This is a genomic window from Desulfosporosinus hippei DSM 8344, from assembly GCF_900100785.1.
GTDB lineage: Bacteria > Bacillota > Desulfitobacteriia > Desulfitobacteriales > Desulfitobacteriaceae > Desulfosporosinus > Desulfosporosinus hippei.
Genome location: NZ_FNCP01000001.1, coordinates 45,387 through 71,899, shown reverse-complemented (window position 1 = coordinate 71,899; position 26,513 = coordinate 45,387). Strand labels below are relative to the sequence as shown.

General features: G+C 43.9%; 28 protein-coding genes. All 28 read left to right on the top strand.

The genetic code is table 11. The annotated features are described in order from the left end of the window. Positions 1-126: 126 nt before the first annotated feature. The 28 genes from BLS16_RS00360 to ylqF all read left to right on the top strand — a co-directional run bounded on the left by BLS16_RS00360 (position 127) and on the right by ylqF (position 26,464). Positions 127-1,320, top strand: a complete 1,194-nt coding sequence (locus BLS16_RS00360; protein ID WP_014904498.1) for an acetate/propionate family kinase — start codon at positions 127-129, stop codon at positions 1,318-1,320. A gap of 64 nt (positions 1,321-1,384) precedes the next feature. Beyond that, entirely contained in the window at positions 1,385-1,918 is a 534-nt protein-coding gene (locus BLS16_RS00355) for a YceD family protein (protein ID WP_174278185.1), read from the top strand. A gap of 32 nt (positions 1,919-1,950) precedes the next feature. Beyond that, positions 1,951-2,130 (top strand): 50S ribosomal protein L32, encoded by a 180-nt coding sequence (gene rpmF / locus BLS16_RS00350; RefSeq protein WP_014904496.1) that lies wholly within the window; start codon positions 1,951-1,953, stop codon positions 2,128-2,130. A gap of 187 nt (positions 2,131-2,317) precedes the next feature. Then, on the top strand, positions 2,318-2,902 hold the full coding sequence (fapR, locus tag BLS16_RS00345) for a transcription factor FapR (protein ID WP_092328499.1): 585 nt from the start codon (positions 2,318-2,320) through the stop codon (positions 2,900-2,902). Continuing rightward, positions 2,903-3,886 carry a phosphate acyltransferase PlsX gene (gene plsX / locus BLS16_RS00340; RefSeq protein WP_092328496.1) on the top strand — a complete coding sequence of 328 codons (984 nt, stop codon included), beginning with the start codon at positions 2,903-2,905 and terminating at the stop codon, positions 3,884-3,886. A 37-nt stretch (positions 3,887-3,923) separates the two neighbouring features. Then, on the top strand, positions 3,924-4,925 hold the full coding sequence (locus BLS16_RS00335) for a beta-ketoacyl-ACP synthase III (protein WP_092328492.1): 1,002 nt from the start codon (positions 3,924-3,926) through the stop codon (positions 4,923-4,925). Continuing rightward, complete coding sequence (fabK, locus tag BLS16_RS00330) at positions 4,922-5,878, top strand: enoyl-[acyl-carrier-protein] reductase FabK (RefSeq protein WP_092329117.1); 957 nt, start codon at positions 4,922-4,924, stop codon at positions 5,876-5,878. The genes BLS16_RS00335 and fabK overlap by 4 nt, the downstream gene beginning before the upstream one ends. Before the next feature lie 3 nt (positions 5,879-5,881). Further along, positions 5,882-6,820, top strand: coding sequence for an ACP S-malonyltransferase (fabD, locus tag BLS16_RS00325; protein ID WP_092328489.1), 939 nt, complete (start codon positions 5,882-5,884; stop codon positions 6,818-6,820). Between the two features lies 1 nt (position 6,821). Then, positions 6,822-7,565 (top strand): 3-oxoacyl-[acyl-carrier-protein] reductase, encoded by a 744-nt coding sequence (gene fabG / locus BLS16_RS00320; RefSeq protein WP_092328487.1) that lies wholly within the window; start codon positions 6,822-6,824, stop codon positions 7,563-7,565. Between the two features lie 41 nt (positions 7,566-7,606). Continuing rightward, positions 7,607-7,834 (top strand): acyl carrier protein, encoded by a 228-nt coding sequence (gene acpP / locus BLS16_RS00315; RefSeq protein ID WP_014904489.1) that lies wholly within the window; start codon positions 7,607-7,609, stop codon positions 7,832-7,834. 299 nt (positions 7,835-8,133) lie between these two features. Next, entirely contained in the window at positions 8,134-9,087 is a 954-nt protein-coding gene (locus BLS16_RS00310; protein WP_092328484.1) for an NAD(P)H-dependent flavin oxidoreductase, read from the top strand. After that, a complete protein-coding gene (gene fabF / locus BLS16_RS00305) occupies positions 9,084-10,340 on the top strand; it encodes a beta-ketoacyl-ACP synthase II (protein ID WP_176786038.1) in 1,257 nt (418 codons plus the stop codon). The genes BLS16_RS00310 and fabF overlap by 4 nt, the downstream gene beginning before the upstream one ends. A 2-nt stretch (positions 10,341-10,342) precedes the next feature. Beyond that, a complete protein-coding gene (gene rnc / locus BLS16_RS00300) occupies positions 10,343-11,128 on the top strand; it encodes a ribonuclease III (protein ID WP_092328480.1) in 786 nt (261 codons plus the stop codon). Continuing rightward, a complete protein-coding gene (smc, locus tag BLS16_RS00295) occupies positions 11,121-14,717 on the top strand; it encodes a chromosome segregation protein SMC (RefSeq protein ID WP_092328477.1) in 3,597 nt (1,198 codons plus the stop codon). Before rnc ends, smc begins: the two co-directional genes overlap by 8 nt. 695 nt (positions 14,718-15,412) lie before the next feature. Continuing rightward, positions 15,413-16,348, top strand: a complete 936-nt coding sequence (ftsY, locus tag BLS16_RS00290) for a signal recognition particle-docking protein FtsY (RefSeq protein ID WP_014904484.1) — start codon at positions 15,413-15,415, stop codon at positions 16,346-16,348. Continuing rightward, complete coding sequence (gene mtnP, locus BLS16_RS00285) at positions 16,348-17,130, top strand: S-methyl-5'-thioadenosine phosphorylase (protein ID WP_092328475.1); 783 nt, start codon at positions 16,348-16,350, stop codon at positions 17,128-17,130. The genes ftsY and mtnP overlap by 1 nt, the downstream gene beginning before the upstream one ends. A 15-nt stretch (positions 17,131-17,145) precedes the next feature. Then, positions 17,146-18,183 carry an S-methyl-5-thioribose-1-phosphate isomerase gene (mtnA, locus tag BLS16_RS00280; RefSeq protein WP_092328472.1) on the top strand — a complete coding sequence of 346 codons (1,038 nt, stop codon included), beginning with the start codon at positions 17,146-17,148 and terminating at the stop codon, positions 18,181-18,183. Positions 18,184-18,259: 76 nt separating this feature from the next. Continuing rightward, positions 18,260-19,564: an amidohydrolase gene (locus tag BLS16_RS00275; RefSeq protein ID WP_092328470.1), complete on the top strand. Its 1,305-nt coding sequence runs from the start codon at positions 18,260-18,262 to the stop codon at positions 19,562-19,564. Positions 19,565-19,636: 72 nt separating this feature from the next. Next, a complete protein-coding gene (locus BLS16_RS00270; protein WP_014904480.1) occupies positions 19,637-20,005 on the top strand; it encodes a putative DNA-binding protein in 369 nt (122 codons plus the stop codon). 89 nt (positions 20,006-20,094) lie between these two features. Next, positions 20,095-21,453 (top strand): signal recognition particle protein, encoded by a 1,359-nt coding sequence (gene ffh / locus BLS16_RS00265; RefSeq protein ID WP_092328467.1) that lies wholly within the window; start codon positions 20,095-20,097, stop codon positions 21,451-21,453. A 208-nt stretch (positions 21,454-21,661) separates the two neighbouring features. Further along, the gene (rpsP, locus tag BLS16_RS00260; RefSeq protein WP_014904478.1) at positions 21,662-21,928 is read left to right on the top strand and encodes a 30S ribosomal protein S16; all 267 of its coding nucleotides are present in this window, start codon (positions 21,662-21,664) and stop codon (positions 21,926-21,928) included. Between the two features lie 25 nt (positions 21,929-21,953). Next, positions 21,954-22,184 carry a KH domain-containing protein gene (locus BLS16_RS00255; RefSeq protein WP_014904477.1) on the top strand — a complete coding sequence of 77 codons (231 nt, stop codon included), beginning with the start codon at positions 21,954-21,956 and terminating at the stop codon, positions 22,182-22,184. A gap of 67 nt (positions 22,185-22,251) precedes the next feature. After that, positions 22,252-22,749 carry a ribosome maturation factor RimM gene (rimM, locus tag BLS16_RS00250; protein WP_092328465.1) on the top strand — a complete coding sequence of 166 codons (498 nt, stop codon included), beginning with the start codon at positions 22,252-22,254 and terminating at the stop codon, positions 22,747-22,749. A 66-nt stretch (positions 22,750-22,815) separates the two neighbouring features. Next, positions 22,816-23,628 carry a tRNA (guanosine(37)-N1)-methyltransferase TrmD gene (gene trmD / locus BLS16_RS00245; protein ID WP_092328462.1) on the top strand — a complete coding sequence of 271 codons (813 nt, stop codon included), beginning with the start codon at positions 22,816-22,818 and terminating at the stop codon, positions 23,626-23,628. 50 nt (positions 23,629-23,678) lie between these two features. Then, positions 23,679-24,236 carry an RNA methyltransferase gene (locus BLS16_RS00240; protein WP_092328460.1) on the top strand — a complete coding sequence of 186 codons (558 nt, stop codon included), beginning with the start codon at positions 23,679-23,681 and terminating at the stop codon, positions 24,234-24,236. A 132-nt stretch (positions 24,237-24,368) separates the two neighbouring features. Beyond that, the gene (rplS, locus tag BLS16_RS00235) at positions 24,369-24,716 is read left to right on the top strand and encodes a 50S ribosomal protein L19 (protein ID WP_014904473.1); all 348 of its coding nucleotides are present in this window, start codon (positions 24,369-24,371) and stop codon (positions 24,714-24,716) included. A gap of 351 nt (positions 24,717-25,067) precedes the next feature. Beyond that, positions 25,068-25,592 carry a signal peptidase I gene (lepB, locus tag BLS16_RS00230; protein ID WP_092328457.1) on the top strand — a complete coding sequence of 175 codons (525 nt, stop codon included), beginning with the start codon at positions 25,068-25,070 and terminating at the stop codon, positions 25,590-25,592. A gap of 44 nt (positions 25,593-25,636) precedes the next feature. Then, positions 25,637-26,464: a ribosome biogenesis GTPase YlqF gene (gene ylqF, locus BLS16_RS00225; protein ID WP_092328455.1), complete on the top strand. Its 828-nt coding sequence runs from the start codon at positions 25,637-25,639 to the stop codon at positions 26,462-26,464. The last annotated feature ends 49 nt before the right edge of the window (positions 26,465-26,513 follow it).

Below are 26,513 nucleotides of genomic sequence, written 5' to 3'. Positions count from 1 at the left end.
GAAACAACCTGTGTGGAAAGAAATGGCGTTATTATCTAAATGAAAAATTCTTTTTTCGGGGAAGACTATATTTTACTAAATCTTATTTATATTATTTTTAGCTTGGATAATAAAGGGGTATAGAAAATGAAGATTCTAGTTATTAATTGTGGAAGCTCTTCGCTAAAATATCAAGTTATAGATATGGCGACAAAAAATGCCATAGGAAAGGGTCTGGTTGAACGAATAGGACTTCCGGGATCGGTGCTTACTCATCGCACTGGATCTGGCGATAAGGAAGTGATCACGGCTGAGATTACAAATCATACCGTGGCTATTAAACTTGTCTTGGAAGCATTAGTATCCCCTCTCTATGGTGTTATTAAAGATCTAAAAGAAATCTGTGGGATTGGGCATCGAGTAGTTCATGGAGGGGAAAAGTTTTCTAAGTCTGTAGTCATTGATGAAGGGGTCATGAAAGCCCTTAAAGAATGTGTAGAGTTGGCTCCTTTACACAATCCTCCCAATATTGCTGGAATTATGGCTTGCCAAAAAATGATGCCGGGGGTTCCGCAAGTAGCTGTGTTCGACACCGCTTTTCATCAAACCATGAGACCTAACAGTTATATTTACGGATTGCCGTATGATTATTATAAGAAATATGGGATTCGGAAATATGGTTTCCATGGGACATCTCATAAATATGTCAGTCAACGAGCTGCAGTCCTTCTTCAAAAGCCTTTAAGCGATCTGAAGCTTATTAGCTGTCACTTAGGTAACGGTGCTTCAATTTGTGCTATTCGTGGAGGGAAATCAATAGAAACTTCCATGGGCTTTACGCCTTTAGACGGCCTTATGATGGGTACTCGTTCAGGTGCTTTAGATCCGGCTATTGTAACCTATATCATGTGCAGAGAAAACTTTACCGTTGACCAAATGAATGATTTTTTAAATACTAAGTGTGGTGCCTTAGGGGTTTCGGGAGTAAGCTCAGATTTCAGAGATATTGAAGTAGCGGCTGGCCAAGGGCACGAACGTGCACGACTTGCTTTAGATATTTTTGAACATGATGTCAGACAATTCATCGGTGCGTATGCTGCTGTACTGGGTGGTGTTGATGCAATTATATTTACTGCAGGGGTTGGAGAGAACTCTGGACCTATGCGGGAAGCTATTTGTAAAAACCTCGATTACATTGGAGTAGATCTGGATGCTGAGAAAAACAAGGTCAGAAGCGAGGAAGTAGATGTTTCGAAACCAAACGCCCGTTGCCGCACTTTGGTGATTCCGACTAATGAGGAATTAATGATTGCTTTAGAAACTCATGACTTAATTCAGTAGTTTTAGTGCATAGTAGCTATGTAAAGAGTTTTCCTTGACAAAGAAAATTGTGCCAACTATAATAATGAATGTGTATTGGGGTGGTATTATGAAAGTGAACGTAGCCCAAGTTCGTTTAAATGGTGGAGAAACTGTCCATTATGATTTAGTGGAGGATTTTTCTGCTCTCGATTTGGGAATGGAATCAATCTCTTTTCAAGCACCGGTACACGTCCAACTTCAGGTGAACAACACCAGTAGAGCTATGTTAGTAAAAGGAACTATTCACACAGAGCTTAAAGCAACCTGTGGACGCTGTTTAGAATCGTTCATTTATCCTGTAGAACTTCTTTATGAAGATGAGTGGGCATTTCGGGCGTTAGCAACAGAAGATCTCCTTGAGACAGCACTCCTTTTAGACAAAGATGAGATCGATATAAAGGATCGAATTTTTGAACAAATTGTGTTAGCTTTACCGATGAAGTTTATTTGTTCAGCAGAATGTCATGGGCTCTGCCCAACCTGTGGTGTAAATAGAAATCTAACTCCATGTAATTGCGAGGAAGGTACAGTTGACCCCCGGTTAGCAGCACTGGCCAAGTGGCAATCCAATGACTGATTAATTTCAGAAAACATAAAGGGGGTGTAATTATGGGTGTTCCGCAACATCGACAATCAAAATCAAGGGTTCGTAAACGTCGGGCTATGTGGAAAATAACCGCACCAAACCACATCGAATGCCCCCAATGCCATAAACCAAAAATGCCGCATTATATTTGCCCTAGCTGTGGGTACTATAATTCTAAGGCTGTTATTACAGTGGAATCATAAGGTATGGCACATGAAACCAAGAGCTCTTTTGAGAGGGGCTCTTGGTTTTTTGCATGTCTCACAACTTAATGCAGACTCATTTCATAATTCGACAGGGTAAATTCTTGATAAGAGAGATTATATAGTTTATAATTGTGACCAGGTACTAATTTAATCCTACTAACACAGCAAGAAATTGGTGATATAGATGGCCCGGTATAGCAAAGAGGAACGCCGAAAGCTTTTAAAAGAGGCTCTTGCAGAGAATCCGTTTTTTACAGATGAGGAGCTTTCGGAACGATTTATAGTGAGCGTTTCCACAATTCGATTAGACCGCGGAGAACTTGGGATTCCTGAGGTTCGGGAACGGACTCGAGCAGTCGCTCAGGAAGCGTATTCTACCTTAAAGTCCTTAGATGATCAGGAACTAATCGGGGAATTGATGGAACTTGTAATTGGAGAAAGAGCTTGTTCAAAGCTTGTCGTTGATGAGAGTATGGTACTCACTAAAGCTAGAGTAGCAAGAGGCCATTATTTATTTGCCCAAGCTAATTCGCTGGCCATTGCTTTAGTGGACGCCAAGATGGCTTTGACAGGTAGTGTTGAATTGAAATTTATTAGGCCCGTCCAGTTAGGGGAAGTTGTTCTAGCAAAAGGCGTAGTCCTTAAGCGCAAGCTGAATAAATATTGGGTTGAAATAAGGTTAAGTGTTGGAGCGGAGGATGTACTTTGTGGAAACTGGGTACTTTTTGCTATAGAGGATCCGGCGGGTATAAGAGGGGAGATGGAGTAGATGAAAATTGCAGTGGATGCCATGGGTGGGGATTATGCTCCTGAAGAGATTATTAAAGGAGCCATAATTGCTGCCGAAGCAAGTCCTGATTTTCAAATTATATTAGTCGGGCAAAAAGAACATATGCAAAAGTTTTTATCAGGCTCGCTGCCAAAAAATATATCTCAGTATGAAGCATCGGAAGTTATAGCAATGGATGAGCATCCGGCCAATGCAGTGCGGAAGAAAAAGGATTCTTCTATAGTTGTCGCTACACGGTTAGTTAAACAAGGTGAAGCAGATGCCGTCGTAAGTGCTGGAAGTACAGGTGCCCAAATGGCTGCTGCGCTTTTAGGCTTGGGGCGTATTAAGGGAATTGAACGACCGGCTATTGCTACTATCCTGCCAACTCCTGAAGGTGGAAAGCTAATTCTCGATGTGGGGGCAAATATGGATGCCACTCCAGAACAGCTTTGTCAATATGGATTAATGGGCAGCATCTATGCTACAAAGATTTTAGGGATTTCTAATCCTCGGGTTGGACTGCTTAATGTAGGCGGCGAAGAAGGAAAAGGAAATGATTTGACCCAAAAGGCGTACCCCTTGTTAAAGGCCAGTCCTATTAATTTTATCGGTAATGTCGAGGGGCGGGATGTTCCCTATGGCCGGGCAGATGTAGTTGTTTGTGAAGGATTTACTGGCAATATCCTCCTGAAAACAGCAGAAGGTCTTGCTGGAGTATTGTTTCAGCAGATAAAGGAGAAGATTACTTCGAACATGCTACGTAAGCTTGGTGCCTTGGCAGTCAAACCCGGGTTAAAAGAGATTGCCCAAATGATGGATTATGCTGAATATGGTGGAGCGCCACTACTTGGAGTCAATGGTATCAGCATTATTTGCCACGGAAGTTCCAAAGCCAAGGCGATTACTAATGCCATTCGGGTAGCTCAAGAATGTGTGCAAGTGCGTTTGATCGAACAAATTCGCGACGACCTCCCTAAATGAGTTTGATTTGACTAGTTAACGAGAAAAGAGGACTGCGATGCGTAGCGTTGGAATTGTTGGGATAGGGTCATATGTTCCTGAAAATATTGTAACAAACAAAGATTTTGAACAGTTTTTAGACACCAATGACGAATGGATTATTTCGCGTACAGGGATTAGACAACGGCATATTGCTCCGAAGGACATGCCTGTTTCGGAATTGTGTTACCAAGCAGGGTTGAAGGCCTTAGAGGATGCTCGGATCGCGCCTGAAGAGGTTGACTTAGTTATCGTAGCGACGATAACTCCGGATTATGCATTTCCGGCCACCGCCTGTCTGGTAGCAGATCGACTGGGAGCGAAAAATGCCGCAGGCTTTGATTTGGAAGCCGGATGTAGTGGGTTTATCTATGGAGTTGTAACCGGCAGCCAGTTTGTCGCTACAGGAATGTATAAAACAGTGCTGGTCATTGGCGGGGAAACCTTAAGCAAAGTACTCAATTGGCAAGATCGATCGACTTGTATCCTTTTTGGTGATGGTGCCGGTGCGGCGGTTTTACAGCCTGTAAGAGACGGGTTTGGGTTTTTGAGCTTTGAATTAGGTTCAGATGGCTCTGGCGGTTCGCTGCTCAGTCAACCGGCGGGTGGGTCAAAATATCCTGCTAGCCTGGAAACTATAGAGAAGAACTTACACACTCTTCAAATGGAGGGCAAAGAAGTTTACAAATTTGCTGTCCGAATTATGGGGGATGTGTCAGTAAAGGTCTTGGAAAATGCCGGATTAGCAAAGGAAGATGTGGATCTTCTTATCCCCCATCAAGCCAATATTCGAATTGTTGATGCTGCAGTTAAGCGTTTAGGTATTTCTCCCGATAAAATGGTTATAAATTTAGATAAGTATGGAAATATGTCAGCGGCTTCTATTCCGGTTGCCTTAGATGAGACATTCAAAGCGGGGCGTATTCATGAGGGGGATATTATCGTGATGGTTGGTTTTGGGACGGGACTTACATGGGGCGCATGTGTTTTGAAATGGACGAAAGTAGGCTTGAAAGTATGATAAAAACAAGGTTATGTGAACTGATCGGAATCGAATACCCCATTTTTCAAGGTGGAATGGCCTGGGTTTCGACAGGCGAACTGGTTGCGGCGGTTTCTGAAGGCGGAGGGTTAGGAATTATTGGCTCAGGTCAGGCTCCGGCAGATTGGCTGCGTCAAGAAATCCATAAGGTTAAATCGATTACCCAAAAACCCTACGGTGTCAATGTCATGCTTATGTCTCCCTTCGTAGACGAGGTTATGCAGGTTATTTTGGAAGAACGTGTGCCTGTCATTACCACGGGGGCAGGGAATCCGGGAAAATATGTACCCATGCTTAAAGAAGTCGGAACAAAGGTGATTCCTGTAGTGGCTTCAGTTGCCCTAGCCAAGCGCTTGGAAAAGGCTGGGGTAGATGCGCTGATTGCAGAAGGCATGGAGTCAGGTGGACATATCGGAGAGATCGGAACAATGCCCCTAGTTCCTCAAGTAGTAGATGCTGTTTCGATCCCGGTTATAGCGGCGGGAGGAATCGTGGATGGGCGAGGTTTAGTTGCGGCTTTAGCACTGGGGGCTGAAGGGGTGCAAATGGGAACACGCTTTATGTGTGCCGAAGAATGTACGATTTCTCAGCTTGTCAAAGACAGAATTCTTAAAGCCAAAGATCGGTCTACTGTGATTACCGGACGTTCAACCGGTCACCCTGTTCGCTGTTTAGATAACAGGTTTACTCGTGAAATGGATCAATATGAGCGAGAAGGTATGCTGGCTTCAGAACTTGAGAAGCTAGGTGTTGGAAAACTACGACTGGCCATGGTAGAAGGAGATACAGAAAATGGTTCAATCATGGCAGGACAAGTTGCTGGGGCAGTAAGATGTATTGAACCGGCAGCCCAGATTATTCAAGACATTATGCGTTCAGCTGAACTAGAGTATGAACGTCTTACTGCGCGGTTTGGAGATAGGAGGTTCTAAATTTTGGGTAAACTTGCCTTTGTTTTTCCGGGACAAGGATCCCAATACGTTGGCATGGGAAGAGAGATTTTCAACACTTCTGTTGGCGGGAGGGCTCTGGGGAAAGCGCGTGAAATCCTAGGAGATAAGTTTATCTCCTTGATCGAAGAGGGGCCGGAAGATGAACTTCAGATGACGGTAAATACCCAACCGGCCATATTACTGGTAAGTGTAGTGGCGTGGCAGCTGCTTCACGATGAGGGAATTAAACCTGACTACGTAGCAGGGCATAGCCTAGGTGAGTATTCAGCCCATGTGGCTGCCGGCAGTCTTGGCTTTGATGAAGCTTTGCGCGTGGTAAGATCCCGGGGAGAACTTATGCAAGGGGCTGTTCCAAAGGGTGAGGGAGGGATGGCGGCAATTCTTGGGCTCTCAACCGATCAAGTAGAGCAAGCTTGTCGCTTGGCTTCTGGCCATGGAGTAGTAGCCCCAGCCAACTATAATTGTCCGGGTCAAATTGTTATTTCAGGGGAAAAACAAGCTGTTACTCATGCTATAGAGGTTGCTAAAGATCTAGGAGCAAAACGTGCCTTGCCTCTCAATGTGAGTGGGCCGTTTCATTCTCGTCTCATGGAGAGAATGGGAAACGAACTGCGCTTAGTTTTAGAGGGAATAGCCTGGCAAACTCCATGTTGCCCTGTGATTGCGAATGTTGATGGACAAGAGGTTATTTCCTCGGATCGAATAATTAATACTTTGGTCGAGCAGGTTAGCGGAGCTGTGCTATGGGAACAATCCGTTCGTCATCTTCTCGAACTGGGTGTTGATACCTTTATCGAGTGTGGGCCAGGGAAGGTTCTAACAGGTTTGATTAAGAAAATTGCCCCTACTGTCCAACTCCTGCGGGTGGAAGATAATGCGTCCTTAGAAAAGTCACTTGCATATTTGAAGGAGAGTCGTTAAAATGATGCTGAAAGATAGCGTGGGTATTGTTACAGGAAGCGGGCGAGGAATTGGGCGAGCCATAGCTGTGAATTTGGCAACTGCAGGGGTAAAAGTGGTTGTCAATTATGCAGGTAGGTCTGACAAAGCTGAGGAAACCGTCGAGTTAATTCGGGCTGTCGGCGGGGAAGCAGTGGCGGTACAGGCTGATGTCAGCCAACAGGCTGACGTAGACCGCTTGATAAAAACAGCTATAGAAAAGTATGGTAAGATCGATATTCTAGTCAATAATGCCGGGATTACCCGGGATACACTTCTTCTGCGTATGAAAGAAGCAGATTGGGATGCAGTCTTGGAAACCAATCTAAAAGGAGTTTTTCTCTGTACCAAGGCTGTGAGCAAGGGAATGCTTAAACAACGTTCAGGAGTTATTGTAAATATATCTTCGATAGTGGGTCTTTCCGGAAATCCAGGACAAGCTAATTATGCGGCAGCTAAAGCGGGAATCATTGGCTTTACTAAGTCTGTCGCTAAAGAATTTGCCTCGCGTGGAATTCGCGTTAATGTGGTTGCACCGGGGTATATTTCAACTGATATGACGGGGACATTACCAGAAGGGACTCAGGCAGACATTTTGAAAGGAATACCACTTGGTCGTATAGGGAGTCCTGAAGATGTTGCTAACGTAGTTCGGTTCCTTGTGTCCCCAGAAGCCTCCTACATTACTGGACAGACCTTGAGTGTTGATGGAGGAATGGAAATGTAAATGGTTTTTGTAGTTTTTTTGAGAGGAGGTGAAGAAGCAGCATGGGAGTTTTCGAAAAAGTGAAAGCCATCGTCGTAGATCAACTGGGGGTAGATGAAGCAACTATTACCCCGGAAACCTCCTTTGAAGAGCTAAATGCAGATTCTTTGGACATCGTTGAATTGATTATGGCTTTAGAAGAGGCATTCGACATGGATATTCCGGATGAGGAAGCCGAAAAAATCCGTACAGTTGGAGATGCAGTTAACTACATCACGGAAAACAAATAAACACAAAAAGGTCCCGTATTCAATGCGGGACTTTCTTTTAAGATATTTCTCTCTCCTTTACCAAGAATTTAAGCCTTTGAAACTATCTTCAGATTTAGATTAGACTTATCCAAATATCATTAAAGGTTAAAGTCTTTCTGATTAATGCTTCTTTAAAAGGTGATTTGGGTTTAGATATTCAGCTGTATATTCGTGCCTCGAACCACGAATATCGAATATCGATTGGAGGGTTTAAATATATGAGTAAAGCTCTAAAAGAATTCATTGAGTGTGGTAGAACTTGAACAGGGGGAAAGATTGTGAAAATACCCGACCTTCGTATTGGAAATTTAGTGGCTAGAATTCCTGTTATCCAAGGAGGAATGGCCGTGAAAATATCAATGGCTCCTCTCGCTGCAGCGGTAGCTGAAGAGGGAGGGATAGGGATAATAGCAGGCAGTGGTCTGTCTGTAGAGGAGCTTAGGGCAGAAATACGAGAAGCTAGGAAACGCACGAAGGGGATAATCGGAGTAAACATTATGTTTGCAGTTCGTGAATTTGCCCAATTAGTCCAGGCTTCCTTTGAAGAAAAAATAGATTTATTAGTTTCGGGAGCAGGTTTTTCCCGAGACATGTTTACTTGGGGTAAAGAAAAAGGCATTCCGGTTGTGCCGATTGTGTCCTCGGCAAAACTTGCTAAGTTATCCCAAAAGCTAGGGGCTGCAGCTGTTGTTGTAGAAGGTGTAGAGGCTGGTGGACATCTGGGAACAGACCGTTCCATCCATGATATTCTTCCGGAAGTCATTGAGGCGGTGGATATTCCTGTTATTGGCGCAGGGGGCGTTATCGATGGACAAGGTGTAGCGGAAATGTTAAAGAAGGGGGCGGCCGGGGTACAAATGGGAACCCGTTTTGCACTCAGTGAAGAGAGCAGTGCGGCACTGGCTTGGAAATCTGAAATGCTAAAGGCAACCCAAAAGGATATTGTATTTATTCACAGCCCGGTAGGGCTGCCTGGGCGGGGAATTAAAAATCCCTTTACCGTGGCCCTTGACAGTGATGTGGATGTTGCGCCAACAGACTGCAAAGGTTGTCTCAAGAGTTGTGAAGGGAACTTTTGTATTATGGATCGCTTAATTATGGCACAACAGGGAGATGTTCAGCAGGGCCTTATCTTTTCGGGCGCTAGAGTCCACAAAATTAATGAGGTTTTGTCTGTACACGAGATTTTCGAAGATATAAAAAAAGGAATACTCAGTTTTAAGGAGGTATAAGTGTGCAGCGTGCAGTTATTACGGGAATGGGTGTAATCTCTCCTTTGGGAAATGAATTGGATAAATTTTGGAACAACTTGATGGAAGGGAAATCCGGAATTGGCCCTTTGACACGTTTTGATACATCAGATTTACCAACGAAGGTCGCCGCGGAGGTCAAAGACTTCGAGCCAACTGATTGGGTCAGTAAAAAGGAAAGTCGTCATATGGATCGCTTTGCCCAATTCGCCATAGCGGCTGCAAAGATGGCTATTCAAGATGCTAAGCTGGATTTAGACAAGGAAGACAAAGAACGCATAGGAACAGTTATGGGCTGCGGAATAGGTGGAGTAACCTCCTTTGAAGATCAAAAAGAGGTGTTGATGAGCAAAGGAAGTGGTCGGGTCAGCCCGTTTTTTGTCCCAATGCTTATTGGCAATATGGCTGCAGGGCATATATCGATTGAGTTTGGCTTGCAAGGTTCTAGTTTGACGGTTGTTACGGCTTGTGCTTCTGCAACAAATGCAATTGGCGAAGCCTTAAGGCTAATTCAACGTGGGGAAGCCGATGTTGTGCTTTGTGGAGGGACAGAAGCGCCGATTACTAAATTGGCCTTTGCGGGTTTTTGCTCAATGAAGGCAATGTCCACTGAAACGGAGTTGCTTGATCAAGCTTGCCGTCCTTTCGATAAACGTCGGAGCGGTTTTGTCATGGGTGAAGGGGCAGGCGTATTAGTCCTTGAATCCTTAGAGCATGCCAAAGCACGGGGAGCTCATATCTATGCTGAATTAGCTGGATATTCCAGTACTTCGGATGCGTATCATATTACAACCCCGGTTCCCGGCGGCGGCGGAGCTATTCGTTCTATGGGGTCAGCGTTAAAAGATGCAGGAATAAGTACAGAAGAGGTCGATTATATTAATGCCCATGGAACAGGTACCGGGCCAAATGATGTAACGGAAACTGTTGCTATTAAAAGTCTTTTTGGAGAACATGCCAGAAAGTTGGCTATTAGCTCTACTAAATCTATGACTGGGCACTTAATGGGGGCTGCAGGTGCTATTGAAGCGGTCATATGTGCATTGGCCATTGAACGAGGAGCGATCCCGCCTACAACGAACTACGGTGAACCAGATATTGAATGTGACTTGGATTATGTTCCTAACTGTTCCCGTCAGCATGATGTAAATGTAGCGATGTCCAATTCATTAGGTTTTGGTGGACATAATGCCACCATCGTTCTTCAGAAATTGCCTAAAGACAAGGAGATCTAAGCATGGTTGAAAAGAAATCAAGCATAGGAGATAATTCAAAGAAAGCAGGAGGGAGGTCAGGGCGAAAAAAATTCGCCTTGACATCTCTTAAGATTGAACCTGGAGTTAAGTTGGCTAAACGCTTAGAATTAGGTATTCCTCCGAATCGGTTGTTTACCACTGCTTTAACTCATCCTTCCTATGTATTTGAAAATCCGCAGTTTGGTCGAGAAAATAATCAGCGCCTGGAGTTTTTGGGAGATGCAATCTTGGATTTTGTCATTGCAGAATACTTATATTTAAGTTATCCGGATCGTCCGGAAGGAGAACTTACGAAAATGAGAGCTGCTGTGGTTAATGAAACAACCTTAGCACGCAAGGCCCATGAGATTGAGTTAGGGCAAGAGTTGTTATTAGGTAAGGGAGAACTGGTTTCAGGCGGGCGAGAACGGCCATCGATTTTGGCTGATGCGTGGGAAGCGGTGATTGGAGCAATTTATCTACAATACGGTTTTCAGGAGGCTAGAAGAGTAATTCTAGAGTTACTTAAACCAGCTATTGAAGAAGTGGCCAAAGGAAATTATGGAGACTACAAAACCGTTTTGCAGGAAAAGGCTCAACGGGACGAAAAAGAGGTCAGTTATCAGATTCTTTTAGAAGAAGGGCCTGACCACAATAAGTGCTTTACTGCGGGGGTTTTTGTGGAAGGGGATTTAATGGGGAAAGGTACAGGCCGGACGAAAAAGGAAGCGGAACAACATGCCGCGAAGCAAGTCTTAGACTTTTGGGGGAGTGAGAACGATGACTAAACCTGAGAATTTCCCGGTTTTCTTAAAGGGGATTCATATTCAGGGATTTAAGTCGTTCGCTGATGCTGTTAAATTAGAGCTCGGTCAGGGATTAAGCGTTATCGTCGGTCCTAATGGGAGCGGAAAAAGTAATGTTGCAGATGCAGTTCGCTGGGTCTTAGGGGAACAAAGTGCCAAAAGCCTACGTGGATCAAAAATGGAAGACGTTATTTTTTCGGGAAGTACCCAGCGCCGGCCAGTTGGAATGGCAGAGGTATCTCTGATTTTTGATAATACAACTGGAATATTTCCATTGGACTTTCGCGAGTTAACAATTACCCGCAGAGTCTATCGTGATGGAGAAGGGCAATACCTCATTAACAAGGCTGCTTGTCGTCTTAAAGATATTCAAGAACTCTTTATGGATACGGGAGCCGGAAAAGAAGGGTTTTCGATCATTGGGCAGGGGCGGGTTGAGGAAATCTTAACCCTCAAATCGGAAGAACGTCGATCATTAATTGAAGAGGCGGCGGGGATTACTAAGTATCGTTCGCGAAAACGTGAGGCTTTAAAGCGTCTGGATGCAACGACCTTGAACCTCGAACGTATTAATGATATTGTACAAGAAATTGAGGGACAACTGACTCCTCTGGCTGCCCAAGCCCAAGTGGCCGAACAGAGCCTTGCCTTGATGCAAGAGCAAAAACGTCTTGAAATTCTTGGGGTTGTTCAAGACATCTCTGAGGTCAAACAGAAACTATTAAAAGCTGGCCAAGATTTTGGTAATCTTCAGGCCAGTGCTTTGGAAGCACAAGCAACAGTAGGTCTGAAAGAAGCTCAAAGTTTACAACTAAAGGATGAATTGCAAGGCTTAGACACTCTACTTCAGCAAAAGCAAGAGCGAGTTTTTCAGTCAGAACAAGCTCTGAATTCTCTAAAACATGACCAGAACCTCCGCAAAGAGCGGTTTAATTATTTTGACGAGCAAACGGATAGGTTAACCCAAGAGATCAATGGGGATGAAGAAAGGGTTAAGCTTTTACAGGAGCGGATTAAAACACTAGTTGCGAAACAAGCCATCTTAAATCATACCGTTGAAGAAACTCGGCGCAAAGTAGCAGACCAGGAACAGAAATTATCAGGTATTAGAGAAAATACCTTAGCCAAGGATATCGAAGGTTTAAAAGCAGACCTTTTCCAAGCTTTAACTGAGCAAGCGAATTGTTCAAATGAATTGACAGGGACTCGCCATACACTTGCTTCTCTGGAGCAGGACATTTTTCGCATAGAACAAGAGCAAGAGTTAAAAAACAAAGAAAATGAATCTCTGCTTGCCACAAGCGCTGACCAGGAAAGAGAACTCAATCAGCTTGTAATCCAAGCTCAAGCTACAGAAAAAGAAGAGTTAGAGCATAGGGCGGAATTAAATAAGCTTAAAGCTTTAGGTATTGAAAGAGCAAAAGATCTACAGAAACAGAGAACTCTTAGTGATCAAGCTAGGGCCAGACTACATGCCTTGCAATCCTTAGAAGACTCCCTTGAAGGCTATCAGCGAGGGGTTCGAGAGGTGATGCTAGCCAAGAAAAAGGGATTAAAGGATTGCCAAGGTCTATGCGGGACGGTTGCTGACCTGATCACTGTTGAGGAGAAATATGAACTTGCTGTAGAAACTGCTCTCGGAGCAGGGATGCAAAATGTTATTGCAGAGAATGAACACTCCGCAAAAAGAGCTATTGCTTATTTAAAAGCCCATCAATTAGGACGAGTGACCTTTCTTCCTCTGGACGTCATTCAGGGAAATCGGATGTCTGTGAGTAAGGTTGTTGCCCAGGATGAGGGCTATATCGGTCTCGCAGTAGATTTAATTACGTATAACAATTCATACCTGCCAGCCATGGAGTTCCTGCTTGGACGGATTGTTGTTGTAACAGATATGGAGGCAGCAACTAGGATTGCACGAGCCTCTGGGTATAAACTTCGGATAGTGACCTTTGAGGGAGATCAGGTATATCCGGGTGGGTCTCTGAGCGGGGGAAGTATTCAGCGTAAAGGTGGAAATTTGCTCGGCCGCTCTCGGGAAATTGAGACACTGCGCATATCTCTGGGGAAAATGGAGAAAGACTTAACTCAGAAAGAGCGTGAATGTCTAGCTAATGATCAACGCCTTAGGGAACAACAGGAGATTCTGGAGTCCTTGGGCCTGAAACTTAGGAATCAGCAAGAACTGCAGGTCAAGCTTAGGGCCCAGCACGAAAACGTGTTAAGTCAATTACGTCGATTAGCTGGGGATTTATTGGGATTAAGGCAGCGATGTAAGGAAGCTATAACCCAGAAGGATGAATTAACTTTACGCTTAACCAGTTTAACTGAAAGCATGGGGACTGCGGAAAGAACTTCGGCTGATTTGCGCGAGGCATATAACCACAGAGAATCTGAAGCCAAGATCGTAGCAGAAGAAATTGAAACCTATACCGAGAAGCTTACTCAAGAGAAAATCCAACTTGCTAAATGGGAGCAAGAGCTAACGCAATGCATGGAGCAGCTTTCCCAAGAACGTAAAGGGGTTCGTGAAAGTGAGTTGAACCTTGCAGAGAAAAAACAGAGAAAAGCTGATATTGAGCAAACTCGATGGAGTGTTGAGCAGGAGTTAGAGTCCCTCAGCCAACAACTAGCTAAACATTCGAAAGCCCAGGAGAATCAGCAGTATGAGCTAATGCAATCCAGACAGGCTAGAGAAGGGTTGTCGAGCAGAGTCCTTGAATTGGATCAGGAGCTTCATAGTATACGGCAGGAGGCCCGTACTCTTGAACAGCGTCTTCACGCCCATGAAATCCGAGTCGTCCGTTGGGAAACTGAATGCGAGGCAGCTCTAAATCGCCTATCTGAGGAATTTTCTCTGACTTGGGAAGAGGGAATGCTGTATCAAACAGATGAAGATAGGACGGTTCTATGGAAAAGGGTTCAGGAAATCAAACGACAAATTGAAGAATTAGGTCCTATAAATCAGGCAGCTATTGAAGAATACCCTAAAATCCTTAAACGAAGAGAATTTATGTTGGCTCAGCAAGAAGACTTAATTGAAGCCAATCAAACATTACGGCAATTAATTTCTGAGCTTGATAAAACCATGAGCGAACGCTTTACTGAAAGCTTTAAGGCTGTAAATGAGGCCTTCCAAGAGGTGTTTAAGGAACTCTTCGACGGCGGTCATGCCGAACTTCAATTAGTAGATCCGGAACTTATCCTGGAAACAGGTGTTGAGATTATCGCTCAGCCTCCAGGTAAAAAGCCACAGCTTCTGTCCCTGTTATCGGGGGGAGAGAGGGCCTTAACTGCAATCGCAATTCTATTTGCTCTTCTAAGAGTAAAACCCAGTCCTTTTTGTATTCTAGATGAGATTGAAGCTTCACTGGATGATGCTAATGTTCAGCGATTTGCCCAATATATTCACCGGCTATCACATTCAACTCAATTTATTGTTGTATCACACCGTAAAGGAACTATGGAATCGGCTGATGTCTTATACGGGATAACCATGGAAGAATCCGGGGTTTCGAAGTTACTTTCTGTTAAGCTTGATGGACGAGGAGAGAGGCCGGAGAGCGCATAGCCGGACTTGTGTGACACAGCGCTCGGTGCTTACGACGCAAAGCAAACTAACCGTTCAAGCTCTTGTCTTTGGGGAGCGGGGTTCATCCTTCGGCGATAGGTATTGTTTTGAAGAACCCGCCTACGGCGATAATCTCCACCGGAGACTATCGTGCCAAAAGCGCCGTCCATGGCGCATTGGCGGCAGTGCACGTCCTGTGCACTGCCCCGTGTCTGGGGTCGCTTGAACGGAAGTTTGCTTAGCTGCTTACGTAAAGACGTCGCGCTCGTGTGACACTGCGTCCTGGGTCTAGGAACGGGGGGACGTTTGCTCGGGCGAAGGCACATATCATGTGCGCCTTCCGGCTTGGGTCTTGGTGCATGTTTAAGTCTGGAGGTAGCTCGGCGGAAGTAGCTGCTTACGTAAAGACGTCGCGCTCGTGTGACACTGCGTCTTGGGTCTAGGAACGGGGGGACGTTGCTGGGGAGAAGGCACATATCATGTGCGCCTTCCGGCATCAGGTCTTGATACATGTTCATGTACATATTAGGTTTAATTCGAATAATAGGTAACTTATTGAAATATAGTGCTTGTATTACAATGCTTATAATGAGAATATAAATACGAGGAATAATAACTGGTAAAGGCGCAAGTTACGCCTTAATAATGCCGTTCGAATTATCGAACTACCAACCACGATTAGGGAGGATCAAACCATGGCAGGTTTTTTTGCAAAGCTTAAAGAAGGTCTTACTAAAACAAGGCAGAATTTCGTGGAAAAGGTTGAAGAGGTTTTCACGGGGCGTAAGAAAATCGATGAAGAGTTATATGAAGAACTGGAAGAGGTGTTAATTCGCTCAGATGTGGGTGTTAACACTTCTTTCGAATTGGTTGAACGGTTGCGTAAGGAAGTTAAACAACGTAAAATTTCAGATCCCAATGAGCTGACTGCGGTGCTTCAAGAATTAATTTCAGAATTACTGGGAGAGAAATCAAGCATTACTTTCGCTAAGCAAGGGCCAAGTATTATTCTTGTTGTTGGGGTCAATGGGGTGGGCAAAACTACCACAATTGGTAAGCTTGCTAATTGGTTGAAACAGGATGGAAAGCGTGTTTTGTTGGCTGCTGGGGATACTTTTCGGGCGGCTGCCATTGATCAACTGGAGGTTTGGGGTGAGAGAGCCGGAGTTGAAATAATTAAGCAACGTGAAGGTGCTGATCCCGCGGCAGTTGCCTATGACGCTGTACAAGCAGCTAAGTCGCGGAGTGTTGATGTTGTGATTGTGGATACTGCCGGGCGTCTTCATAATAAAGTGAACTTGATGGAAGAGTTGCGGAAGGTTAAACGGGTTATGGAACGAGAAATTCCTGGGGCTCCGCATGAGGTATTATTGGTATTAGATGCCACGACAGGACAAAATGCTTTGCAGCAAGCAAAGCTTTTTCAGGAAGTGGCTGGTGTTACGGGAATAGTCTTAACTAAGTTAGATGGCACTGCGAAAGGGGGAGTAGTGTTAGGAATTCAAGGGGAAACTCGAATACCTGTGAAATGGATAGGAATTGGGGAAGGTATGGAAGATTTGCGTCCCTTTGATCCTGAGGATTTTGCCGCGGCACTTTTTGGAAAAAATGACGAGGGGGAGAGATTCTGATAGATTTTGCTCTTATTGGTGGAACAGGGCTTGACCACTTTGCATTGAGCGAACAACGAATTATCTCTGTTAAAACTCCCTATGGAACTGTAGAAGCTACTATTGGGAAAGATACTGATCATGATTTAGTTTTTATGAGTCGTCACGGGCAAAATCATGCAACTCCTCCACATCTTGTGAATTATAGAGGTAATATTTGGGCTCTGCGAGAGCTCGGAGTACGTAAAATAATAGCAACTGCTGCAGTAGGTTCCCTGTCCTCAAATTATCGTTTGGGCGATTTGGTTTTACTGGATCAGTTTCTAGATTTCACAAAGAGTCGGCCCCAGACCTTCTACGAAGGAGGGCCAGACGGTGTTCTCCATGTGGATATGACCGACCCCTATTGCGCCGCTGTTCGGCAAATAATTATTAATGCTTCAGAACATCTGGGACTTGTGGTTAAGAACGGAGCATGTTATGTTTGTACAGAAGGCCCCCGGTTTGAGACTCCAGCCGAAATTAGGATGTTTCAATATCTTGGAGCTGACCTTGTCGGAATGACAAGTGTTCCTGAAGTTGTTTTAGCTCGGGAACTTGGGATGTGTTACGCCTCCATTGGAATGGTTACCAATGAAGCAGCAGGGATTGCTGATCATCCGTTAAGCCATTCTGAGGTAATGGAGAGTATTAAGAAATTAGAGATAGATGTTGCACAGCTCATTCAAGCAACCTTTGAGTTATTGACACCTAGTCAGAAATGTCTATGTGCCTCGGCAAATGCCGAAGTCGGTAAATTTTAGAGAGGTGGTGGGACGTTGAAATCGATTGAATGGCTAGGGAATGCTTTGCGCATATTAGATCAAAGCAAGCTTCCAGTAGAAATCCTTTATCGGGATGCAGTGTCTTATGAGGGTGTAGCTGAAGCTGTTGAAAATATGGAAGTACGTGGTGCGCCGGCAATTGGAGCTGCTGTTGCTTATGGTTTTGTATTAGGAGCGTTAGAGTACCAAGGAGATAGAGATGGTTTGCCGAGCTTTATGGAAAAGGTACAGTCCAGATTGGCGGAAACTCGTCCAACGGCTGTTAACTTATTTTGGGCACTAAGGCGAATGGAAGATAGATTGCGTGAATGTTGGGATATGGATGACTTAGAAGATGTGCGTCGAGTTCTTACTGAAGAAGCTAATCGAATAGCTGAAGATGATCGTCGGATGAATCGACTGATAGGGGAAGTCGGTAATGAGATTGTACCTGATAAAGCAAATATCCTCACTCATTGTAATGCTGGAGCTTTGGCTACCGTAGAGTATGGAACTGCTCTGGGGGTTATCAGAAGTGCTCATTTTGCGGGTAAAATGGTTCATGTTTATGCAGACGAAACACGACCTCTTTTACAAGGAGCGCGTTTAACTGCGTTAGAACTTCTGCAAGAAAAAATCCCGGTAACACTTATTACGGATAACATGGCAGGTTATTTGATGCAACAGGGGAAAGTTGATCTTGTTATTGTTGGTGCTGACCGAATTGCTGCTAACGGGGACACAGCAAATAAAATTGGGACTTATTCTGTAGCTGTTTTGGCAAATGCCCATGGAATACCTTTTTATGTGGCAGCACCAACATCTACGATAGATTTGAAAGTAGCCAATGGTCAGGAAATACCCATTGAAGAACGGCCGGCAAATGAAGTTAGAGAGTGTTTTGGAGTAGCGGTAGCACCTGAAGAAGTGAAAGTCTTTAATCCGGCCTTCGATGTTACTCCAGCAAAATACATTACAGGAATAATTACCGAAAAGGGAATTGTAACAGCGCCGTATTCGGTTAATCTCCTTAAATTAATGGTTCGATCTTAAATTAATGGGAGTAATCCCATAGTCTACGCCGTTAATCTTTAAACTCTTGATGATGGCTGTAAGGAGACGGAAGACAATGTCTAAAATTCTAATTCGTGCTATGATTTTACCCATGACCGGAGCGGATGCGTTCTTTCCTCAGGGAGAGATTTGTATAGAAGATGATCTAATTGTTTCAGTAGGTGAGAAAGGCTCGTCTCCAGAGGGGTTTGTACCTGATCGGATTTTGGAACTACCAAATGACGTGGTTATGCCCGGCTTGATTAACACTCATACTCATGCTGCGATGACGCTTCTCAGGGGCTATGCAGATGACTTGCCGCTAATGCCTTGGTTAAATGAGAAGGTGTGGCCTTTCGAGGATAAATTGACGGATGAGGATATTTACTGGGGTACTTTATTGGCGCTTTGTGAAATGATCCGCTCCGGAACTACGACGATGCTGGATATGTATGCTTCAATGGAGCGGGTTGCTGAGGCAGTCCTTCAGGCGGGAACTCGTGCTGTTCTCTCTCGAGGACTAATCGGTAATGGGCCCAACGGGGATAATGCCTTACAAGAGAATATCGGACTGGTTCGCCAATATCACGGAGCAGGTAATGGCAGAGTCAGCATCATGTTTGGTCCTCATGCCCCTTATACTTGCTCTGCAGAGTATCTGAAGAAAGTTAAAGCGGAAGCCGACGGATTAAATGTAGGGATTCATATTCATGTAGCGGAGACTCAAGATGAAGTTAATATACTGAAAGAACAATATGGGAAAACCCCCGTCCAATGGCTAGATGAACTTGGGCTATTTGGTGGGCACGTCGTGGCCGCCCATTGTGTGCATTTAACTCAACAGGATATTGAAATACTTCATCGCCAAAACGTCTGCGTAGCCCATAATGCGGAAAGTAATATGAAGTTGAGCAGTGGAACAGCACCTATTACTGAACTGCGATCCCAGGGAGTTGTCGTAGGCCTTGGAACGGACGGTGCATCAAGTAATAACAATCTTGATCTATTTGGAGAAATGCGCTCAGCATCCTTCCAACAAAAACTTAAGGTTAATCCAACTGCACTTCCCGCTTATGAGGTTCTGGAAATGGCAACAGTTGGTGGTGCGCAAACTTTAGGATTTGAAAATGTCGGAGTATTAGCTCCGGGATTTAAGGCGGATTTGATCACAATCGATATGGATCAAGCTCATTTTTATCCGCGTTTTTCGATTCCCGCCCACTTGGTTTATTCGGCCCATGCCGGTGATGTCCGAACGGTGATGGTAGATGGAAAGTTACTGATGGAAGAGCGTAAACTATTAACCTTGGATTTAAGCAAAATTTGTCAAGAAGCAGAGATGAGAGCAAAGCGAATTGAGCTTGAATTGAATGTTAAGTAATAACACTTGACAAAGAAAAGAATTTAGTCTAATATTCCGTTGTAAAGTAAAAACGCTTTACAGGGGGTTGCCATGGAGAAACTCGCCAAAAGGGCTCTCTTAGTTGATTTTTATGGCCCGCTGCTAACAGATAAGCAAAGAAATGTCTGGGACCTTCACTATCAGCAAGATCTTTCGTTGACTGAGATTGCTGAAGTTGAAAATATAAGCCGTCAGGCTATACATGATTTGCTCAAACGTACTGAAAGGATCCTCACAGAATACGAGGATAAACTAGGGCTCGTCCAGAGGTTTTGGACTGAACGGGAGAAGCTGCTTGAAGTTCAGAGCGTTTTGGAAGAACTAAAAGAACAGGATTTTTCCTGTCAGGAAGCCTATGAGCGACATCTTAAAATCCGGATGATGATTGAAGATGTTTTTGTCAAGATCTCAGCGATCTAATATCAGAAGCTAAAAGACAAAGCCTTGTAATTAAACACAGGCTATGTAGAGATATTTGTAAGTGGATCAAATCGAAAGCGAGGACAGGCATGTTTCAAGGACTAAGCGAAAAACTCCAAGAAACATTTAAGAGGCTTAAAGGAAAGGGCAAGTTAAAGGAAGCAGATGTCAACGAGGCTATGCGTGAAGTTCGTGTTGCTTTATTGGAGGCGGATGTTAACTTTAAAGTTGTTAAGGACTTTGTTGCCAAAGTAAAGGAACGATCAATTGGTCAAGAAGTCCTAGAATCTCTTTCACCGGCACAACATGTTATTAAAGTTGTACATGAAGAAATGATCGACCTTATGGGAGGGGCATCCGGTAAAATCTTGATTGCCTCAAAGCCTCCTACAGTGATTATGTTGGTTGGTCTTCAAGGAGCGGGAAAAACTACTCACGCAGCTAAGTTGGCCAACATGCTTAAGAAACAAGGGAAACATCCTCTGCTTGTTGCATGCGATATCTACCGTCCAGCCGCGATCAAACAGTTGCAGGTTCTAGGAGCTCAACTGAATGTGCCGGTTTTTTCTATGGGAGAGGAAAATCCGAGAGATATTGCTAAAGCGAGTATTACCTATGCCAATCAGAATGGACAAGATGTGGTCATAATTGATACAGCCGGACGTTTGCACATTAACGAAGAATTGATGGGCGAGCTGCGGGATATTAAAGGGTCTGTCAAACCTCACGAAATCTTGCTGGTTGTAGATGCTATGACAGGACAAGATGCGGTTAATGTAGCTGAGTCCTTCCACGGAGACCTCGGGCTTGATGGTGTAATTCTCACAAAGTTAGATGGAGATACTCGCGGGGGCGCAGCTCTTTCGATCAAAGCAGTGACTGGGTGCACCATTAAATTTATTGGCCTCGGGGAAAAGATGGATGCCCTTGAAGCTTTCCATCCTGATCGTATGGCTTCCAGAATTCTGGGAATGGGTGACGTTCTTACTTTAATTGAGAAGGCTCAGGAATCTTTTGATGAGAAAAAGGCCAAAGAAATGGAACAAAAGCTGCGCAAACAGGAATTTACTCTTGACGATTTTCTTGATCAGATGCAGCAGATGAAAAAAATGGGCCCTCTTTCCTCAATCTTAGAAATGATTCCCGGAGTAGGGAAACAGTTAAAAGATGTTAATATAGATGAAAAAGACACTGCACATATTGAAGCTATTATCCGGTCGATGACGACAGAAGAACGCCGGAAGCCAGCAATTATAAAAGATTCACGTAAAAAACGAATCGCTAAAGGAAGCGGAACCTCAGTTCAAGACGTAGGACGTCTCTTAAAGCAGTTTGAACAAATGCAAAAGATGATGAAGCAATTTTCAGGTGGCGGCATGGGTATGCTTGGAGGCGGAAAAAAGGGCAAGAAGGGTAAGAAACCGAAATTTCCGTTCCCGACGGTGTAAGGGGGGGGGCTTCGGACCTCGAATTCGATGGACACACGCTATATTCTAGCGTTGTTTATATAATAAACTTACTTTAATCGAGTTAAATACTCTGTCTTAAAGTCTAGTTAGCTAATCTAGGGGTAAATGGGCGATGTGAGATCTAGAATGACAAACATTCGAACCTCGAACTTCGAACTACGAACCTCGAACTGGAGGAGGTGAAAACATGGCTACAAAAATTCGTCTGTGCCGCATGGGTGCTAAAAAGAATCCTTTCTACCGTATGGTAATTGCTGATGCTAAAGCTCCCCGTGATGGTCGTTTCATTGAACAAATTGGATATTACGATCCAACAAAAAGTCCTGTAGTTCTGAACATTGATGAGGAAAAGGCTATGAAATGGTTATCAACTGGAGCTCAGCCTTCAAATACTGCAAAGTCTTTGCTGAGTCAAGCTGGTATCTTAACCAAATTCCACGAGTCCAAGAACTAAGTGTAGAGTTTGGGGGGTGGTTCCTGTGAAGGAACTTGTAGAAATCCTCGCGAAAGCGTTAGTGGATCAGACAGACCAAGTTCTCGTTGTTCAAACGGAGACTGAAAAGAGTGTGCATTTACAGCTCACAGTCGCACCTGATGATATGGGGAAAGTGATTGGGAAACAAGGGAAGATCGCAAACGCTATTCGTACGCTGGTTAAAGCGGCCGCCGTTAAAGATGGGCGCCGAGTTCATATGGACATTGATCAATAACGTTGAGAAGGGCTTTTGCCCTTCTCAACGTTTTAAACCTATCTATAACCTGAAAGGGGCTGGGATTATGGATGAAGTACTGATTGGAGAAGTGTTGCGTCCGCATGGAATTAGCGGGGAGTTAAGGGTCTATCCGTTGACTAATAACGCTAAACGATTTCTTAAACTGCAGGAAGTTATTTTGCGGAGTGGGACGACCAATCAACGCTTTAAAGTTATCGAAGCCCGTTTACAAATGGAATTTGTATTGCTGGCGGTTGAGGGAATAGCTACTGCGGATCAAGCGGAAAAATACCGAGGGTGTGAAGTTCGGATTGATCGCTCAGAAGTGCTACCTCTTAAAGAGGGATGGTATTATTTTGAGCTTGAGGGAATGCAGGTTTATGAAGAAGATGTATTACTGGGAACTATCAGCCAAGTTTTGGAAACTGGAGCAAACGACGTTTATATCGTTAAAGGGGTTAAAGAAGAACTATGCATTCCGGCTCTTAAAAGTGTTGTAAAGAATGTTGACGTCTCTGGACGGCGCATGGATGTTATTCTTCCACCCGGGCTTCGAGATTAAGGAGTCCGAATCGCAAGAATTGCAAACGACATATTGAGCCATGACTTTGCTGGAGGATATCTACATATGATTAAAATAACAATTTTAACCCTATTTCCAGAAATGTTTGTTCCTTTAAATGAAAGTATTCTAAAACGAGCGCAAGAAGCTGGTTTAGTAGAGATTAACTTGGTTAACTTTCGTGATTATGCAGTTAGTAAGCATAAAAATGTTGATGATATTCCCTATGGAGGGGGAGCAGGAATGCTCTTAAAGCCTGAACCGATTTTTGCAGCTATAAGAGATTTGCCTCAGGTTAGTCATGATCGGAAGTTAATCCTTATGTCTCCTCAGGGACATGTGTTTCATCAAAAGAAAGCTGAAGAGTGGTCTACTCATCAAGAGCTTGTATTTATGTGTGGGCATTACGAAGGATTTGATGAACGCATTCGCGAGTTGGCGGATGAGGAAGTGTCCTTAGGGGACTATGTTTTAACAGGAGGAGAGCTAGCTGCCATGGTAATGATTGATGCCGTAGTGAGGCTCATTCCTGGTGTTCTAGGAGAAGAGGTATCTGCTGAGGAGGATTCGCACAGTATAGGGTTGTTGGAATACCCTCAGTATACTCGTCCGGCGGACTTTGAAGGACGTATGGTGCCGGAGGTTTTGTTATCTGGCCATCATGCCCAGATAAAGCGCTGGAGGAGAAAAGAGTCGCTCAGGCGAACATTTTTAAGACGCCCAGATCTAATCAAGAACCTGGAGTTTGGCCTGGATGATTATTCATTATTAGAGGAACTTACCCTGGAACACGAGGAATTTGCCAGATGGCGTAGGAAATGGCAGCACCTTTCCCCTCCACCAAAACGACAGAGGCGATCTTCAAATAGGAACAAATAGACGAGAGTTTGTCTCTGTTTTAGTAGTTCGTTAGGAGTGATTTTTAATATATGTCAGATGTCTACTTGGCTTTAGTTCATTATCCTGTCTACAATAAAAACATGGAGACAGTTGCTACCTCAATTACTAATTTAGATTTACATGATATAGCCAGATGCTCAACGACTTATGGTATAAAACGATATTATGTAGTTCATCCTGCAGAAGCTCAGCGTGCTTTAGCTAAGCGGATTATGGGTTTTTGGCAAGAGGGATATGGGGCAGAGTATAATCCCGATCGTCAGGAAGCATTCTCTCGAGTGAAAATTGCAGTCGATCTGGATCAAGTCTATGAAGAGATCGAAGCAGAACATGGAGTCGGGCCCATAAAGGTTGCAACGGATGCACGAAAATATGCCAATACCATTGCTTATTCTGAGCTTCGAGAGGACATAGAGAATAATGGGACTCCCATTCTGCTATTATTTGGAACGGGTTGGGGACTGCTTAAAGAGGATGTTGAAAAGATGGATCGTATCTTGGAGCCGATTTATGGACCGACAGATTACAATCACTTATCTGTACGTTCTGCAGTTTCAATTATCTTAGATCGTTTACGCGGGCATTAAAAACAACACTATCGAATCGAAATTTATTGCATATCATAATTGGTTGTGATAAAATAAATAGGTCTGATAATAGATGGTCCGCTGGCTGAAAATCAGTGTATGAACATCTAGGCAAGGAAGGGGGGTTTTTTAATGGATTATATTCGCATGATTGAAGAAGAACAAATGAAAAAGGATCTTCCTAACTTCCGGCCGGGTGATACAGTTCGTGTACATGTCCGTATTGTTGAGGGAACTCGTGAACGTATCCAAGTTTTCGAAGGGGTTGTCATTGCAATGAAGAATGGCGGCATTCGTGAAACCTTTACAGTTCGACGTGTCTTCGCTGGAGTCGGGGTAGAACGAACTTTCCCTTTACATTCACCTCGCTTGGAAAAAATCGAGGTGGCTCGTCGAGGTATTGTTCGCCGGGCTAAGCTTAACTATCTACGTGGTCTTTCAGGTAAGGCGGCTCGGATTCGCGACCGTCGTATCGGCTAGGGAAAAAATGAGCTGGAGCAATCTGGCTCTTTTTTTTTACTATCAGAAAGTATAAACTTGCCCTATATACTGCAAGAAGGATTAACCCGTGTGAAGACAGTGTCTTGGTCTAAGCATAAGTGGACTATAACGGCCGCCTGCGCCTAAAAGTTGCAAGATGGTTAATTCGTGCAAAGACAGTGTTTTTGGCGCCAGCAAAGTCTCTGATACTAAATCAGGAGTATAATTCCCATTACATATAGTTTATAGTATCCGCCCGAGAACATTTTATAAACGATTTTTATCTTTCATTGTGTATGCTCCGAAGAATCTTGTTAATACTAAAGAGTAGTTCAAGAGGGGAGCGTTAAAATGGAAAATAAAAGATCAAAGGCAAAATGGCTGCTAGGAATTATCGGCGTACTAATTTTAATCGGTGGGGGACTTCGTTTGTGGGTATTTCAACCATATTTAATTCCATCTCCTTCCATGGAACCGGGTATGGCCCCGGGGGATCATATCCTAGTCAATCGTTTGTCATATCGTTTTTGGGCACCAACTCGTGGAGATGTTGTTGTCTTTGCTTTTCCTAAGGATATAAAGAGAACCTTTGTCAAAAGAGTTATTGCTGCAGAAGGCGAAACGGTAGAACTACGAGATAATAAAGTTTTTGTAAATGGGGATGATATTCCTGAGCCATATGTTAAGCCAGGGGATTATCCACCCTATGGCCCAGAGGTAGTGCCGGAGGGTAAAGTCTTTGTCTTGGGAGATAATCGTCGGGAGAGTGAAGATTCAAGAGAATGGGGCCTCCTTCCTAAAGAATATCTTTTGGGTAAGGCCTGGTTAGTATACTATCCATTAAATCGTTTTAGATTTATATCTAAAGCGATTTAAATTAAATAGACTATAAAGTTTGTAGAGGAATGAAGAGGATTTAAATGAGTATTCAATGGTTTCCAGGACATATGGCTAAAACGAGACGGCTTTTGACAGAACAGCTAAAGTGGGTGGATGTTGTTTTAGAACTAGCTGACGCTCGAATACCGGTAAGTAGTCGTAACCCGATGCTGCATAAATTGCTTGGTAGTAAGGCAAGACTCTTGTTATTGAATAAAGCTGATTTAGCAGATCCTAATTGGACATCGAAATGGGTTAAGTACTTAAAAGAATCAGGCCCAGTTTATGCTGTGAGTGCAACCTCAGGGGTTGGTATCAAACAGATTGTACCGGAATTAGAGCGGATGGTTCTTGCTAAGCAGGCAAGACAAGCTGAAAAGGGTATTCGTCAACAGATGATACGAGTAATGATTGTCGGTATTCCTAATATCGGAAAGTCATCTTTAATTAATCAGCTGACTGGTGGAGCTCAAGCAAAAGTAGGTAATAAACCCGGTGTTACAAGAGGAAACCAATGGGTAAGAATTCACGAACGAGTAGAGCTGTTAGACACACCGGGAATGCTATGGCCAAAATTTGACGATCTGGAGGTGGGCCGAAAGCTGGCCGCCCTTGGAGCAATAAAAGATGATGTGTTTGATATTGAGGAATTATCAAGTTGGGTTATTGAGTGGTTTAATCAATATTCCCCTGATTCATTGGCACGGTACAAAATCTCAGAACCGGAGGTTACGTTAGAAAGTATAGGACGAAAACGCGGATGCTTGATCCATGGTGGGCGTATCGACACTCTTAAGGCTGCTCAAATTTTTTTAAGAGATCTACGTATGGGACAACTGGGATCAATAACCATGGATCATCTGAATTAGTACTATTGCAAAATATTCAGATTATTATGTGTATATTGAAGACTGATAC